The organism is Mesorhizobium sp. C399B (assembly GCF_030323185.1).
Taxonomy (GTDB): domain Bacteria; phylum Pseudomonadota; class Alphaproteobacteria; order Rhizobiales; family Rhizobiaceae; genus Mesorhizobium.
In genome coordinates this window covers 4,524,657-4,538,961 of sequence record NZ_CP100472.1, presented here as the reverse complement: position 1 = coordinate 4,538,961, position 14,305 = coordinate 4,524,657, and the positions used below count along the sequence as shown (strand labels likewise).

The 14,305-nt window shown below is 59.6% G+C and carries 14 protein-coding genes and 1 pseudogene; 12 read left to right on the top strand and 3 right to left on the bottom strand.

What is annotated here, in order from left to right; translation table 11 throughout:
* Positions 1-322: 322 nt before the first annotated feature.
* The 4 genes from NLY36_RS21595 to NLY36_RS21580 all read left to right on the top strand — a co-directional run bounded on the left by NLY36_RS21595 (position 323) and on the right by NLY36_RS21580 (position 4,134).
* Positions 323-538 carry a hypothetical protein gene (locus NLY36_RS21595; protein WP_156933278.1) on the top strand — a complete coding sequence of 72 codons (216 nt, stop codon included), beginning with the start codon at positions 323-325 and terminating at the stop codon, positions 536-538.
* Between the two features lie 209 nt (positions 539-747).
* The gene (locus NLY36_RS21590) at positions 748-2,403 is read left to right on the top strand and encodes an MFS transporter (RefSeq protein WP_031249454.1); all 1,656 of its coding nucleotides are present in this window, start codon (positions 748-750) and stop codon (positions 2,401-2,403) included.
* Positions 2,404-2,659: 256 nt separating this feature from the next.
* On the top strand, positions 2,660-3,340 hold the full coding sequence (locus tag NLY36_RS21585) for an NAD(P)/FAD-dependent oxidoreductase (RefSeq protein WP_156933279.1): 681 nt from the start codon (positions 2,660-2,662) through the stop codon (positions 3,338-3,340).
* Positions 3,341-3,942: 602 nt separating this feature from the next.
* Positions 3,943-4,134 carry a hypothetical protein gene (locus NLY36_RS21580; protein WP_023685615.1) on the top strand — a complete coding sequence of 64 codons (192 nt, stop codon included), beginning with the start codon at positions 3,943-3,945 and terminating at the stop codon, positions 4,132-4,134.
* A gap of 176 nt (positions 4,135-4,310) precedes the next feature.
* On the opposite strand, the gene hemN is transcribed toward NLY36_RS21580, so the two are convergent.
* Positions 4,311-5,672 (bottom strand): oxygen-independent coproporphyrinogen III oxidase, encoded by a 1,362-nt coding sequence (hemN, locus tag NLY36_RS21575; protein WP_023737094.1) that lies wholly within the window; start codon positions 5,670-5,672, stop codon positions 4,311-4,313.
* 1,001 nt (positions 5,673-6,673) lie between these two features.
* Between hemN and NLY36_RS21570 the strand changes: the two genes are divergently transcribed.
* The 5 genes and pseudogenes from NLY36_RS21570 to NLY36_RS21550 all read left to right on the top strand — a co-directional run bounded on the left by NLY36_RS21570 (position 6,674) and on the right by NLY36_RS21550 (position 10,030).
* Entirely contained in the window at positions 6,674-7,831 is a 1,158-nt protein-coding gene (locus tag NLY36_RS21570; RefSeq protein WP_023737095.1) for a porin, read from the top strand.
* An 18-nt stretch (positions 7,832-7,849) separates the two neighbouring features.
* Positions 7,850-8,113: pseudogene (locus NLY36_RS21565) on the top strand (thiazole synthase); the annotation flags it as partial.
* Positions 8,114-8,188: 75 nt separating this feature from the next.
* The gene (locus NLY36_RS21560) at positions 8,189-8,455 is read left to right on the top strand and encodes a beta/alpha barrel domain-containing protein (RefSeq protein WP_245260332.1); all 267 of its coding nucleotides are present in this window, start codon (positions 8,189-8,191) and stop codon (positions 8,453-8,455) included.
* A 71-nt stretch (positions 8,456-8,526) separates the two neighbouring features.
* Entirely contained in the window at positions 8,527-9,060 is a 534-nt protein-coding gene (locus tag NLY36_RS21555) for a bifunctional hydroxymethylpyrimidine kinase/phosphomethylpyrimidine kinase (RefSeq protein ID WP_245260333.1), read from the top strand.
* A gap of 475 nt (positions 9,061-9,535) precedes the next feature.
* A complete protein-coding gene (locus NLY36_RS21550) occupies positions 9,536-10,030 on the top strand; it encodes a MaoC family dehydratase (RefSeq protein ID WP_031246656.1) in 495 nt (164 codons plus the stop codon).
* A 796-nt stretch (positions 10,031-10,826) separates the two neighbouring features.
* Here the strand turns inward: NLY36_RS21550 and NLY36_RS21545 are convergent.
* Both NLY36_RS21545 and NLY36_RS21540 read right to left on the bottom strand, forming a co-directional pair.
* Positions 10,827-11,303, bottom strand: a complete 477-nt coding sequence (locus tag NLY36_RS21545; RefSeq protein ID WP_023737098.1) for a type II toxin-antitoxin system VapC family toxin — start codon at positions 11,301-11,303, stop codon at positions 10,827-10,829.
* Positions 11,300-11,602, bottom strand: a complete 303-nt coding sequence (locus NLY36_RS21540; RefSeq protein ID WP_023737099.1) for a hypothetical protein — start codon at positions 11,600-11,602, stop codon at positions 11,300-11,302. The genes NLY36_RS21545 and NLY36_RS21540 overlap by 4 nt, the downstream gene beginning before the upstream one ends.
* 397 nt (positions 11,603-11,999) lie before the next feature.
* Between NLY36_RS21540 and NLY36_RS21535 the strand changes: the two genes are divergently transcribed.
* The 3 genes from NLY36_RS21535 (at position 12,000) to glyA (ending at position 14,304) form a co-directional block, all read left to right on the top strand.
* Positions 12,000-12,344: a recombinase family protein gene (locus NLY36_RS21535; protein WP_023737101.1), complete on the top strand. Its 345-nt coding sequence runs from the start codon at positions 12,000-12,002 to the stop codon at positions 12,342-12,344.
* A 237-nt stretch (positions 12,345-12,581) separates the two neighbouring features.
* A complete protein-coding gene (locus NLY36_RS21530) occupies positions 12,582-12,938 on the top strand; it encodes an ArsR/SmtB family transcription factor (protein ID WP_084026290.1) in 357 nt (118 codons plus the stop codon).
* A 28-nt stretch (positions 12,939-12,966) separates the two neighbouring features.
* A complete protein-coding gene (gene glyA / locus NLY36_RS21525; RefSeq protein ID WP_023737102.1) occupies positions 12,967-14,304 on the top strand; it encodes a serine hydroxymethyltransferase in 1,338 nt (445 codons plus the stop codon).
* Position 14,305 lies beyond the last annotated feature (1 nt).

The following is a 14,305-nucleotide window of genomic DNA, read 5'->3' as shown; positions in this document are numbered from 1 at the left end:
ATGGTTTCCTCCCTTTCCATCGTATCAGCTGTTCCCCTCTGAAGGTTTTGACTTTACATACCTCGGTGTTCCGATGGCCCTTTTTTTGGCGGTCGCCACGTCGTTAATTGGAACGCGGCTCGATCGCCGGTTCAGCCATCAGGCTTTGGAACCCGTTCTGCCCGGCCGACCCCTCCCGACAACAGTCTGACCTTCGCCAGCCTTCTACGGGCAAGCGTTCGCGCCAAAAGTTCAAAGCCGCGTCCGTAACATTCGACGATGAAAGCCAATGTCATCAGGTCGAGCAGAAACTCGTCGATCGCATGTGTGAGCGCATCCGACTTTGTCCGAACTGAAGGAGCAGGGCGCGCGCGTCTTCGATCGCGGCCTGGCAATCGTCTGCATCTATCAGGGAACTGATCCTGTCAAAGATCTGCAAGCGTCCTCACTTTTCGGAAGCCACACTCAGCATCGAACGCCGCTGATGAGTGAGTTTCCAACAAATGAACAGGGTAACGTTTCGCGAAAAATCGCTCGGCAGCGCGTCGAACGAGCATGATGCCTCAAATGACATGTGAATTCCGGCTCACCAACATGTCGTCGAAGGCGAGTGAGCCGGCCCATTTCTGCGTCCCGGCCGCCTGACAACTGGTCAGGAGGAACTGTGGCCACATCGTCGGAGGCAAATGGGCCATCTATTCTTAAGCCGCCACGGTTCAGCCTAGATTACATGGGAAGCGACAATAACGGAAAGAAAAGGTTCGCAAAATGAGTAGGGTGGCTGGATTAAACGAAGATTTGGCTGCACCAACGACCTTTGGGCCACTTCTGCAGCCCACCTTTCGTTCGATCTGGCTCGCCACGCAGGTTTCAAGCCTCGGCTGGTTGATGCAGACTGTCGCCATCAGCTGGCTGATGGCAACGATCTCGACTTCCGATCTGATGGTTGCGTTGGTTCAGGCTTCATCGAACCTGCCCGCTTTCGTCTTGTCCGTTTTTGCCGGAGCTCTCGCCGACAATTTCAGCCGGCGCAGGGTGATGTTCGCCGGTCGGTGCCTTATGGTGACTGCCTCCGCGATGCTGACCGCATCGGTGGCGCTGGGCTTTGTCAGTCCGTGGATGATCCTCGGCTTCAGCTTCTTGATCGCAAGCGGCGGTGCTCTCAACGATCCGGCCTGGCAAGCGTCGGTTGGCGATATTGTGGATCGACGAGATATTCCCGCTGCCGTCACCCTGCTTTCTGTTGGATTCAATACCGTCCGGACTGTGGGCCCGGCGCTCGGCGGCATTGTAGTTGCCTCGTTTGGCCTTATGGCGGCATTCGCGGTGACCACGCTCACCTATTTCGTACCCTTGGCCACTATTTGGCGCTGCAAGTGGAAGGTTCGTTCTTCCCCTCTTCCACGCGAGTCGATGAGGACGGCGATCTATGACGGGCTGCGCTTCACGGCGATGTCATCGGAAATCAAGGCCGCGATCGCGCGCGGAACCCTCTTTGGCTTGGCGAGCATCGCCATACTCGCGCTGCTGCCGGTGGTTGTCCGCGATCAGCTGGGAGGAGGCCCGCTCGCCTATGGCGCGCTCATGGCCGGCTTCGGGACCGGAGCCGTCTTCGCTGGCCTCTCCAACAGCCTGTTCAGACGGAGCTTGTCGCAGGAGCGGCTGATGAGGCTCTCCTGCGTCGCCTGCGCGGCGTGCTCACTTTCCCTGGCACTGACAACTTCGATCGGGGTGGCGGCAATTGCACTCGCTTTGGGCGGCGCGGGTTGGGTCACCGCCTGGTCAGGGGTCGGTGTGAGCGTGCAGCTGGCAAGCCCGCGCTGGGTCGTGGGGCGCACCATCTCGATCTACTATGCTTTGATAGATGGTGGCATCGCGCTCGGCAGCTGGGTGTGGGGCACGGTGGCCGAAAACCATTCGCTGGCCCTGGCGCTGGAGGGTTCCGCTGCCTCCCTGATGTTCGTCGCTGCAGCCGGCGTTCTGTTTCCTCTTCGCGAGCGCCGCGACTCCGAGCCCGATCCTCTGGAGGAATTCGATGCCCCGGCTGTCGCTCTCAATCTGAAGCCGAGAAGCGGCCCGATCGTGGTCAAGGTCGAATATCTGATAGCCGAGAGAAATCTCGAGGCTTTCCTCGACCTCATGCGGCAGCGGCGTCATGTACACAGCCGGGTCGGTGCTCGGAATTGGACGCTCCAGCGGAACTTGCAGAAGCCTATGCATTGGACGGAAACGTTCCGCACGCCGACCTGGACGGACTACCTTCGCCTCAATCATCGTCTGACGGAAGTGGACAAGGAACTGGACGAGCGTGTCTTCCAGTTGCACGCGGGAGAGGAAGCGCCTCAGATGACACTTTCCATCGAGCGACCGACAAGCTCGGCCCGTAAGCCCGAGCACTCAGCTTTTCGCCATCCCCGTCATTGAAGCCCGGCCGGCACAGAAAACGCAATTCTTGTATATCGCGCTCAAACCGGTGCGGGAGACGGACAATCCACCAAAATTCGATGATGGGTGGCAGAGAAGAACCCCAGGCTGAGAGTGCGACCGATCGGTCCCCACGGTGAAGCGGAGCCTGGGGCTACAGCGGCACGCGACTATTGCCGCGTGTCACCTTTTGAATTTAAAGTCTTCCTCAGTCCGCCTCGCTGATCCGGGCCAACGCTATCTTGAGGTTGGCATTTTGTCCCGCCAGCTCGCTGAGACGATCACGTTCGGCGGCGACCACATCCGGACTGGCGTTGGCAACGATGCACCCGCGCGGAGCGTGCTGTTGCTGGAAGCAGGAAGGCATGATCGGCCAAAGCCGGGAGAGGTGCTGCCGGCAGTAGCGAACGGGCTGCTGCGTCAGCTTGGTGTCTGGACACCGTTCGCCGAGGCCGGCTTCGTTGAAAATCGTGCGCTTGTTTCGGTGTGGGCCAATGAAGTTCCCAGCGAGCGGCACGGCATGTTTTCCGCTCAAGGTGCCGGCTGGCAGCTCGACCGGACGCGATTCGACCGGCTGATGGTGCAGGCGGCCAAGGCGGCAGGTGTGGACACGCGGTTTGGCTCGGCCGTGGGTTCGGCAGTGCGCGACGATCAAGGCTGGCTGCTCAAGCTGGCCGATGAAGCTATCGTTGCCCGCGCACGTGGTTTGGGCGACCGGTCGCAGTTGGAGGCCGGCGCGATGTTTCGGCGCCAAGCTCACCATGCACGGACATCTTGCCGCCTACACACGCTTTTTCGACCGCGCACCGGGCGATTGCAGCATGGTCGTCGAGGCGCGTCCCGAAGGCTGGTGGTACAGCGCCGACTTGCGCGTGCCTCACCGATCCGGATCTGGGCAGCGAACTGCGCAAAGCCGGACATTGGTACCGCGCTTTAGCCGCAACGCAGTCCATCGCGCCGCTCGTGCCGCCCAACGCAATCGAGACCGCCAGCATGATCAAGGCGGCGGGAACCGCAACGATCGATCCCGCCGCCGGTGACCGCTGGGTCGCGGCGGGCGACTGCCTGTTCTGTGCCGATCCACTGTCATCACGCGGGATCGTGCATGCACTCCGCTCAGGGATCCTGGCGGCCTACGCGGCATCGGACATGCTGGACGGGCGTGGCGATTCGCCTGCGCCCGCTATGCAAAATCGCCACACGCGGCTTTGCCGATTAGCTCCCGGCGCTGGCTACCCACTATGCAGCCGCCGCGCGATGGGACACGCCTTTCTCGCAGCGGCGGCGCAGCCATGTCTTCCACGCGTATAGCATCGAAGGAGGGAGGTCAGAGGTGGTCTCGGGACGGGGTGCTCGGCATTTATGAACCGACCGAGCGCCAGCGAGTGGTCGTCGGCGGGCTCAATGGCGGCATCAGGTCAGGGAACTCGACCTCCATGATCATCTCCGATTTAATTCAAATTTGTCTGTATATATTGACGATTGCACTACCTTCACCTCGTAGACGGCAATGCGGGCGGGTAGAGAGGGTTCTATGATATGATAAGCGATTTTTCCGCCGCCCGAGTGCATTTAGATCGAGCGTATGACTACCTTTGTGGGGATGACCCGATGAGTCAAAGGGGCCGCGAAGCCTTGGACCTGCTAATTGAGGCGGTTGCCGTCGAAGAGTTCAAGCAGCCACGCCAAAGCGCTGAGGTGCTAAGGTTTCCGATCGGGCGCCGCTGCTGAGGTAATCTCCACGGCCGCCATGTAGCCTCGCGGGTGAGGCGCTCACGGCAGGGACTCGCCGCCCCGTGAGGGCCCGGAACGAACGCATTGGCAAACGGAAAGCCCACTTGCCAGACCAGCGCCCGGCCGGCGTGGCAAGTAGGCCGGCGGTTCCAAGCGGAGACATTGATGCCGGACTATGTCGTGCTTTGCATCGCATTAAGCTGCTGCGGGATATACGTAACGCCATCCCTAAAAACATCGAATGCGGCAGCGACAGCGCGAATCCCAAAGCGATGCTCCCGCCGTACGCGGACAAAGCCGTTTTCGAAGTCCACTATCCCGTCCTTGGCCAGCATGGCCAAGCGCTCAGCCGAATCGCGAAGACGGATCGGACCAAATCCGTGGGCGACACAGATTGCCGGCACGTCAGCCTCGAAATCGCACATTAATCGCTCGATAATTGCGGCTCGCACGCGGTCGTCGTCTGTGAGGCGATGGCCCTTCGATGTCGCCAGTCGGCCAGCTGCGATGTGCCGGATGTAGGAATCCCGTGTAACTTCGTTTTGAACGTATCCTTGGCCGATGCGGCCGATAGCCGACGCGCCGAAACCGATCAGGGTTCTGCAGGTATCGGCCGAGTAGCCCAACGAGTTACGTCGCAGGCGACCTGTTTCCTGTGCCAGCGCGAGCTCGTCGTCCGGCAAGGCGAAATGGTCGAGCCCGATCTGTCGGTAGCCGGCGGCAATCAGCGTCACGGTGACAGCCGCATACTGTTCAGCGCGGGCAGCGCTGTCGGGAAGAAATTCCGCCTCGATGAGGCGCTGATTCTTTATTTGGGATGGGATGTGCGAGTAGCCGAACAAGGCAAGCCGGTCGGGGCGCATGGCGACCGCCGCCCTCACTGTTTCGACGCACGACTCCACCGTTTGACGCGGCAGGCCGTAGATGAGGTCGAAGTTGATGCGGCTTACTCCATGCCGGCGCAGCACTTCCACGGCAGCCGACGTCTGGGCCTCGCTCTGGATTCGGTTGATCGCTTTTTGAACAATGGGATCGAAGCTCTGTACGCCCAGGCTCGCGCGGTTCACGCCGGCCGCTCCCAAGCCTTCCGCCATCTCGGGCGTGAGCGTGCGTGGATCGATCTCGATGGCGACCGTAGCTGTTTTCGAGATGGCGAAGCGGCATCGCAGGAACTCCATCAGAGCGAGGAACTCGGCTGGTCCGATGAGAGACGGCGTTCCGCCGCCGAAATGTATGTCGCTCACGGGCAACGTCTTCGGCACTCGCTCCGAAACCAGACGGATCTCGTCACGCAGCGCCGCCAGATAGTTGAGGATGGGCGCATCACGGCGGGTGATGGTGGTTGGGAAGCCGCAATACCAGCAGGCTGATCGGCAGAACGGAACGTGCAGATAGAGTGACACCGGATCATCAGCCGGCAGGTTCCTGAGCCATTCCTCATAAGCCTCGGCGCCGACCGCCCCGGAGAACTCCGACACAGCCGGATAGATAGTGTACCAAGGCAGCCGGGCCTCTCGAAATTTCGTGGTCTGCAACGGTCACCGTCCCATGCTGATAACATCCAACCTTACCGCTGTGCTCGCCTGCGTCTTTGCGCTATGTCAGTCCGTTCCGCTTTGGGCTCGAAATTTTTTAGCAATGGGCGCCGTTCAGTCTTGGCTGGACAGCGATGGTCTGAGCGCACTCGGTCAGCGTGGTGTTCCCGCCGCAACCCTCACGCGCACCGTTTTGTTCCACCGTACCTTCCCTTCATCTGCGCGTGGGAGATTCTTCTGAGCGCAGATGCCGCATCCGACGAGACAATACGGTGTTGGGACCAGACTTTGCTCGCCAGCTAGCGCCGCCCCATAGTGATCTCTGCCATCTCGATGAGCTCGTTGTGTGAATTGCTGGCAAGAAGCATTAGCTGTGGCGCGCCGCTTTCAGGACGAGAACCTGCTCGACGCGACCGTCAGGTCCGCCGCACTGCCAAGGCTAGCGCCTACTGATTCAGTGGTGCAAGGCTGCGGCGCGTGGTTATCGACCATCAGCTCGCCAAAGTGACGGCGTCGTACCGGGCGGTGGCCGCCGCATGATGCCTCAACGGCGGGGCTCACAGCAAACAATGCCGTCGCCATTAAGCCAAACTGTCGCGAAGCGAACAGACGAGCCGTAGCCGAAAGATTTGCCGTTCCTGCTTGGGTGGATCCGCAAGGCAAAAAGAACGGAAGCGGGAACCAAGGTCCGCCCGCACATTTGAGCTTCAAGCCGCAGCTGGGTCGTCAGGATGGTACGTTATTTGCAGTAGTACCCTTTGTAAGGCCACCGCGGAGGTGAAAAGGGGTGATTGTATAAAAATGTTGTATGACCGTCCGGGAGTGATAACTGCTTAATATATGTGACAACAAGTCTCAGTCACATTCTAAATTCTCCTGAGTATTAGCACGCCAGGTGCAGCAACACTCCTAGAATTCAGCTTGATGCGCTATCAATCGTTTGCTTAGCAAAAATCATTTACCGGTCTCGATTCCTTTTACTATTTAGACGGAGATCAACAATGACCATTGGGAGCCTCCTCCTCGGCTCAACTGCGGCACTGGTCGCCGTTTCCGACGCTCGCGCCGTGATCATCGTCCCCGAGCCTGATCCGACTGAGTACGTCAAGATCTGCGACGTCTACGGCTCGGGCTACGTCTACATTTCAGGCACCGAGACCTGCCTGCGCATCGGCGGCTATCTCAGCTACTACGTGGGCTTGGGCGATGTCGGATTGTTTTACCACGCAAGAACCTCAGATGTGAGGACTGGTGAGGATCAGGGTACATGGCAAAACAACACGCGCTTCACACTGAAAGCTTGGGCCGGCCAGGAGACCGAACTCGGCACGTTGAAGACCTACACCGAAACCCGCGTGAATTTCGGTAACCGCCACACTTCGGTTTCGGACAGTTCTCGGTCCTATGCCTTCAACGGAGACAGCATCTTGACTTTCGCCTGGATTCAGCTTGGTGGCCTCCGAGTTGGTAAGGACTGGTCGGCCTTCGACATGTTTATTGGCGGCGCGGGTGACGTACTCAACCAGACACCGGTTCCGTACGGCGCTTTGGATACCAATGTGGTCCAGTACTACTTCGACGCCGCGAACGGCTTTTCCGCCGTGGTTTCGCTCGAAGAAGGCTCAGGCGCGGTCGGCACAATCGACAACTACGCTCCGCACATAGTCGGCGGCTTGAAATACACACATGGCTGGGGAGCGATCACCGGCGTTGCTGGTTATGATAGCAACTACGAATCGGTAGCCGCCAAGGTCCGTGTCGACATCAATGTCACCAACGAACTGTTGCTGTTCGGAATGTTCGGCTACGGTTCCAATGGCAAGCTCAACGACGACTCCATGAACGCGATCGACGCTCATGGTCGCGGCTTCTATAAGATTTGGGGCGGGAACTGGGCTTTCTGGGCTGGCGCCGCTTACGAGGTCAACGAGACAACTTCGTTCAACCTTCAGCTCTCGGGTGATCAGCTCAAGAACTATGGTGTCGCTGCGAACGTCGCCTATGCGCTTCTTCCAGATTTCACAGTTACGGCTGAACTCGACTATGACCGCTACGGAGGCTCCGCCGTCGGAAAGGTGAAAGCTTCCGAAGTGAACTGGACCAATGCCAACAAGAAGAGCAGTGTCGGCGGTATCCTGCGTTTCGAACGCTCATTCTAATGCGATGAAGCGTTGAGCTCCGAGGTCCAGTTGATGCGCGGACATTTCCCCTACATTCCGTTGATTGTGGATCCACGGCTCGGACGGCCGTCGTACGCGGCGACCGTCATGGAGCTCAGGTTTGACGCCGTGCTCCTGAACACGGCGGTCCCGAGGGCGGCCGATCCGGTCGGCATGGCGCGTGCGTTCGGCAAAGCGGTCGATGCCGGTCGTGAAGCTTTCAGCTCGGGAATGCTCGAACCGAGCTACCCACCGACGATCGGCAGGGCCGTCTTCTCATGAAGTCGTGGACGTGCCGGCGGGATTGACCGGCTGGTGCCGCTCGGCGTGAGTCTGGTGCAGCTCCGGATAAAGGATATGGACGAGAAAGGACTGCAGACGGAAATCCGCTGCGCGAACGACGCCTGCGCGGTCCATGGTTGCCAAGTGAGCGTCAACGACTATTGGCGCACGGCAATCGAGGAAGGCTGCGACTCGTCCATCTTGGTCAAAAGGATTTGGCTGCCGCCGATGCTGACGATGAAATACGCCGGATTGAAGCTCGGCCTTTCGATCCACGATCACACCGTACTGCGCCAGTGGCCGAGCCGGAGTATGTGGCGCTCGGCCAGTCTATCCAACTAGCCTAAGATGAATGGGCGTCGCAAGGGCTCGAGCGGATCAGCGAGTGGAAGCACCAGGTCGCGCCGATCCCATTGGTCTCCATCGACGGCCTCAACCTGACCGGCTCGAAGGCGTTTTTCGAGGCTGGCGCCGAAAGCGCAGCCGTGGTCACCGACCTTGCGCTGAACGACGCCCCAGAAGCGCGCACGCGAGAATGGATCGAAAGTCAGAACAATAGCGCTGGGGCGAGAACCGCATCTGCTCGTTGTTGTCGGGTCAGATTCCCGCGGTGGGGCTGGAATTGCCCGCGGATCGAGACGATCGCTTGCCTTGACGTGCGCACCTGCCTTGCTGTCAGCGCGCTGACGGTGCAAACCCATCAAGACGCCTTGGAAATCCAAGTTACGCAACCCGGTCTGGTGGCGGATCAGATGCGCGCTGCGCTTCAGGCTAACAGAGTGGCCGGCACCAAGGTTGGCATGCTCGCAACAGCTGAGATCATCGTCGCTGCGGTTGCCGCTGTGCTGCGCGAATATCGGGCGCATATCGACAGTCCAGATCCGGTGCTGGCTTCCACGTCAGGCGAGCGCTTCTTGAAGCAAGCGCCATCCCGCATCATGAAGTAGCATCTGATGCCGCTTGCCGTGTCGACACCCAATGTCATTGAACTGGCGCTGCTTGCCGGCTCACAGCTAGCGGCCAATGAGGTCGGCGCGCTTCAAGAAGGACCACAAGCCATCCCGTCTGCTGGACTACTCCTCCACCATTCGAGACACGGATGGTTCCTATCCAGACAATTGATTTTATCAATCTGCGACAATACCGCATAGCGGCGCCGGCGGAATGATCACCGGTAGCAAGACGAGCTGTTTTCAGTGGCCTGCAGGACGCGCACCGCGACCGAGGTACAAGCCAGCTCGTCTGCAGCCATGTTCGGATCGGCCCGCATCGGTGCGGGATTGCCGGCGGAACGCTCTATTCGTGCAGCTGTGACGGCAGTCATCTCACCGGGGCCATCCTGCCGATGGATGGCCGGCAGTCGGTGCAGCATGGGCTGACACTGTTCACGGAATGAAGCCGCTCGCGCTTCGGACGTTTGAAATGGAGGACATTAGCTTGGAACCGATCAGTCTCGACGAGCTTCTGGCCAGCGTCGGCAAGGAAGTCGGCGTGTCGCCGTGGCGGGTGGTCTCGCAGCGGATGATCGACCAGTTCGCCGAGTCCACCGATGACCACCAGTTCATCCACTGCGATCCGGAGCGCGCCAAGCGCGAGACGCCGTTCGGCGGCACCATCGCACATGGCTTCCTGTCGCTTTCGCTTTTGTCGGCGATGACTTTCGAGACCATGCGGCCGCTCGAAAACTGCAAGATGGGTGTCAACTATGGCTTCGAATCGCTGCGCTTCCTGGCGCCGGTGAAAACCGGATCGCGCATCCGCACCCGTTTCGTACTGGCCGACATCAAGGTCAGGCCGTCGGGCTGGGTGCAGACGGCGCTGGGCGTGACGATTGAGATCGAGGGCTCGAAAAAGCCGGCGCTGACCGCGCGCTGGTTGACGCTGACGCTGATCAAACGCCAGCCGGAGGCGGCCTGAATTGCTCAACGAGCGTCAGCAGAGACGATCTTCACGTGCCGGGGCGATGTAGGCGACCAGTGCGCACCGATCGACAACGCGGCCACGGGGGTCGGCTAGATAGAGTGGCAGGAATGCCTAATCGGGGCTCCGTCTCGGAAGGGGCGTCGATGTATCGGAAGCGCTTCGGCTTTCGGCGCTGCATTCCTTCTTCACGAAGGTCCATGGAGAATTCCCGACCACGGGGTCGACAGATCGGCTTGTGATCGGAGTGGGCAGATCCTCCCCGACTGAATCTGCCAATAGAGTTATCGAGTCAACCGGGTCGAACTTGAGGTCGCGGGTGTCGCTGATCGGCTGCTCGTCGAGCTCGAGAGCTGCCAGCCAAAGGCAGAACACGGCGATGCCAAGAGCTCCGCAGTTGATGTGGACGCCCAGAGAGTACAGACCGACGAGTACCCGGCGGGCGAACTTGCTATTGGTAGCGCGCCAGACCAGTCGCGAGAAAGCCTCGATGAGAAGGCCCCCGAGCCGCACGCGGGATCGACTACAGTGGCGTTTGGCCAGAGGCCTTCGTAGACAAGATCGAGTGTAAGATGGACGAGCTCGACACGCGTATCGCGCAGTCCCTGCGATCGCGCCTTGTCCGCGGCGCTCGTGCGTGCGAACTGTTGGTAGATCGAGCTGACTAGATGAACCGGGATGGCATTAAAGCGGAACTGGAAGAGACGTCCCTGGCCGAACTAAGCAAGATCAATCCAGCCATCGCTAGAGGTAGGCGAACACGAGACGTTCGGACTCCGTGCCGCTGAAATCCTCAAATTAAATCGGCCGGACCGTTGGAGCTATCATCACCCGCTTGGCTTCCAGAGCTACGGAGCGGGTTGATTATCTGAACGTCCTCGAAGTCCTTTTCATTGTCGGTCACTACGACACACTCGTTGGCTTCAGCTATAGCGGCAATGATTGTGTCTAGGGCGCTCCGCGAACGGCCTCTGGCTTTGCCGTTGGCCATCAGCCGCGCCCACACGAGGCCAGCTTTCTCGTCGAACGATAGCACGCGGCCAGCGAACAGCGCTGGCGGGCCTTCGGAGCCGTCGAACCAAGTTTCAAGGCTGCTGCGCTTTTTCCCCTTCGGCTTCTCTAGGATGCCTCGGCGAATTTCGGCGACAGTAAGCGAAGCAATGAAGAGGTCTTCGTCCTTCTGCGCGCCCATCCAGGCCAGCAACGAGCCCGAAGGCTCCGGCTTTATGACGTTGCTGATGATATTGGTATGAAGAAGGTAGCGCGTCACAGGTCGATCTTGCGCCCCTCTTCGCGCGGCCGGCTGAGGTCGAGACTGGAGCCAACCAGAGGCGAGCGACGCAACGCGGCGAGAATGCTGCCCGCTTTCGGTGGCTCACCCGCCACGGCTTGCTGTATGGTCCGACGAAGCTGTCGGGCATCCGGCCCGCTCTCCGTTAATTTTCGGGCAAGAGTTCGCAGTAGATCGCGGTCTGCGTCGAACGCCTGGATCTCGAACCGCGCGATGCCGCGCTCAGCCAGGCGAGAGCGATAATTCTCGATCGCTCTCTTCTGTGCAGTGTTGCCCATCGCGTGCCTCCGTTCTCTATCCGGATATATAGCCATGGCTTCTTCGGAGCACAAGGTGCCCCGTCATCGGCCAGCACTGGCTCCTGCGCGACGCGCGTTATTGATCACAAGAATTTCCATCTTGTCGAAGCACTGTGACTTGGCATCATTGTCGCGAAACGGAGTATTTCGCGTCAGGACAGGAACGCGATCATAGCGCGACCGAAACGTGCAACAGCCGAAAAGCTCGTGTGGTCGCCGGCGCGGCCCACGAATCGGCTGTGCCTGCGTCGCCGAAGCCCGATCGACGCTTCGTCAATCTGGTCCGGCTGCTGGCGCGACAGGCCGCACGGGATTTCGTTCAAGCCGAAACGGATAGCCAAACGCGAGACCGCGTCCCGGAGTAAGGGGCCGCCTCGTGAAGGTCGCGCTTGGCGCTCGCTACTCAACTGACAATCACCGAGACGCCTCGATCGAGGATCAGTTGCAGCTCTGCTGCTTGCGTGCTGAAAAGCAAGGCTGGACAGTCGTCGACAGCAATACCCACCGCGCGATCTGCGGCGCGTCGCTGTTGCGTCCCGGCCTTCAGGAGCTGATCAGCGATGCGATGCAGGGCAAATTCCTGATCGTGCTCGCAGAGGCGATGGATCGCCTGACCATGACCGCTGCAAACCGGGAGCAGGCCAGGCTGGGCAAACGTTGCAACAGATCCTTCAAGGAAATTCATAGACTCTTAGCAACTCCGGCTCGCTGTGAATGGTAGGCTTATTGCAACGTCTGAGGTCAGTGGTTCCAAACCGTGGCCCCGCTTATCTTCGACTCGCCGAACTGCTTGCAATTTCGGCTAAAGGCAAGAAGAGCGCCCATTTGTTTGTTCGACACAGGATATCGACGGTCGTCACGGCCACCGAGATTTGTCCGGTCGTTGGACAACCTTCGAAATCTGCAACTTCTGTGGAGAACGCGAAATGAGAAATTCGGTAGGACGTGGTCCTGAGCCATGATGACACTGGTTAGTCGCCTACGCATGGCAGCGCATCCTGACCGCCTTCGAATCCTGGGCCTTTGTGCGCATGCGGACCTAACTGTCTGCGAGCTAGCGGAGATTCTGGGCGTGTGTCGAGAGCGGGTTGCGCGACACGTCCGGCTGCTCGCCAGAGCCGACTTTCTTTGCTGCAACGAACAGCCTCCGTGGCGCTCGTACCATCTCAACGCAGGATCCAACGACGGCGGGCTGGTTCAATTATTGGTCGATCTCCTGCCCCATCGCGACGGCTATCATAAACAGGACCTGCAGCGGCTCGAAGCGGTACGAGACACGCGGCCGAAGGGGACCGCGTGCTTGATCGTGAAATAGGTCAATCCAATTGGAGCGCGAAGCTACCATGGACAACTCCGCCGACGGCACGATCGCACAGCCCAACACCTACGGGCGGTCTTCCTTGGCCGCAGTTGATTGCCGCGTTCACGAGCTGCTTCTGAGACAGGAGCGGCAGGAGCGAACGACGCTTAAGCTCATCGCCTCGGAGAACTTTGCGTCCTCGGCCGTGCTGGAAGCGAACGGCTCGATTTTCACGAACAAGTACGCCGAGGGGTACCCCGGTGCGCGCTACTACGCTGGAAACGAGATCGTTGATGAGCTTGAGAATCTAGCCATTGAGCGCCTGAAAACACTATTTGGCAGCGAGCATGCCAACGTGCAGCCTTATTCCGGCTCGCCGGCCAACCAGGCTGTCTATCGTGCGCTTTTGAGTCCCGGTGACATAGTCATGGGCTTGCCCCTTCCGGAAGGGGGCCATCTGACTCATGGTTGGGCCATCAACTTTTCCGGAACTGACTATCAACGCGTGCCCTATGGACTAGATGAAAAGACACAGCAGATTGACTATGACCGCTTGCGCGAGACAGCCAAGCGGGAACGGCCGCGGCTCATTTGGGTCGGCGGAACTGCTTACCCGCGTGTCTTTGACTACGCGGCAATGGCAGAAATCGCCCTGGAAGCGAACTCCTATCTCGTAGCCGACATTGCGCACATCAGCGGCCTGATTGCCGCGGGAGCGCACCCGAATCCCGTGGGCCATTGCGACGTGGTCAGCAGCACGTCCCACAAGTCGATCCGCGGTCCCCGCGGTGGCTTCATTTTGTCAAGGAACGAAGATCGCTATCAGGCCCTGTATCATACGAAGAGCAAATACAATCTCGCCAGACGAATAGACCGGGCGGTCTTCCCTCACCTGCAAGGCGGGCCTCACATGAATGCCATCGCTGCGCTAGCGGTTGCCTTGCACGAAGCCGCGAACCCGTCCTTCCGAAGCTACGGCCAACAGACGGTCAAGAATGCCAAGGCTCTGGCACATGCACTGCTTGAGCGAGGTTATGACCTGGTGACCGGGGGGACGGACAATCACATGCTGATCCTTGATCTTCGCAATCGGCCACTATCGGGCAAGGCCTATGCCGAGCGACTAGCAAAGGCAGGAATCATCACAAACTTTAATATGGTGCCTGGCGACCCGCGGGATCCGGCGGTCACAAGCGGAATTCGCCTGGGGGCACCAGCAGTGACGTCAATGGGCATGCGCGATGTGGAAATGGAGCAAATTGCTGGCTTCATTGACTCCGTCCTCCAGCGGCCAGACGACGAAGATCTCCATGCCTGCGTGCGAAGAGACGTTGCCGACTTGTGCGCTGCGTTCGAGGTCCCGGGCATCTCCGACAAGTAAG

Excerpts from the sequence above, each read along its gene's own strand:
- NLY36_RS21590 (WP_031249454.1), top strand. The coding sequence starts at position 748 with ATGAGTAGGGTGGCTGGATTAAACGAAGATTTGGCTGCACCAACGACC.
- NLY36_RS21580 (WP_023685615.1), top strand. The coding sequence starts at position 3,943 with ATGATAAGCGATTTTTCCGCCGCCCGAGTGCATTTAGATCGAGCGTAT.
- NLY36_RS21570 (WP_023737095.1), top strand. The coding sequence starts at position 6,674 with ATGACCATTGGGAGCCTCCTCCTCGGCTCAACTGCGGCACTGGTCGCC.
- NLY36_RS21560 (WP_245260332.1), top strand. The coding sequence starts at position 8,189 with ATGGACGAGAAAGGACTGCAGACGGAAATCCGCTGCGCGAACGACGCC.
- NLY36_RS21550 (WP_031246656.1), top strand. The coding sequence starts at position 9,536 with ATGGAGGACATTAGCTTGGAACCGATCAGTCTCGACGAGCTTCTGGCC.
- NLY36_RS21540 (WP_023737099.1), bottom strand. The coding sequence starts at position 11,602 with ATGGGCAACACTGCACAGAAGAGAGCGATCGAGAATTATCGCTCTCGC.
- NLY36_RS21530 (WP_084026290.1), top strand. The coding sequence starts at position 12,582 with ATGATGACACTGGTTAGTCGCCTACGCATGGCAGCGCATCCTGACCGC.
- glyA (WP_023737102.1), top strand. The coding sequence starts at position 12,967 with ATGGACAACTCCGCCGACGGCACGATCGCACAGCCCAACACCTACGGG.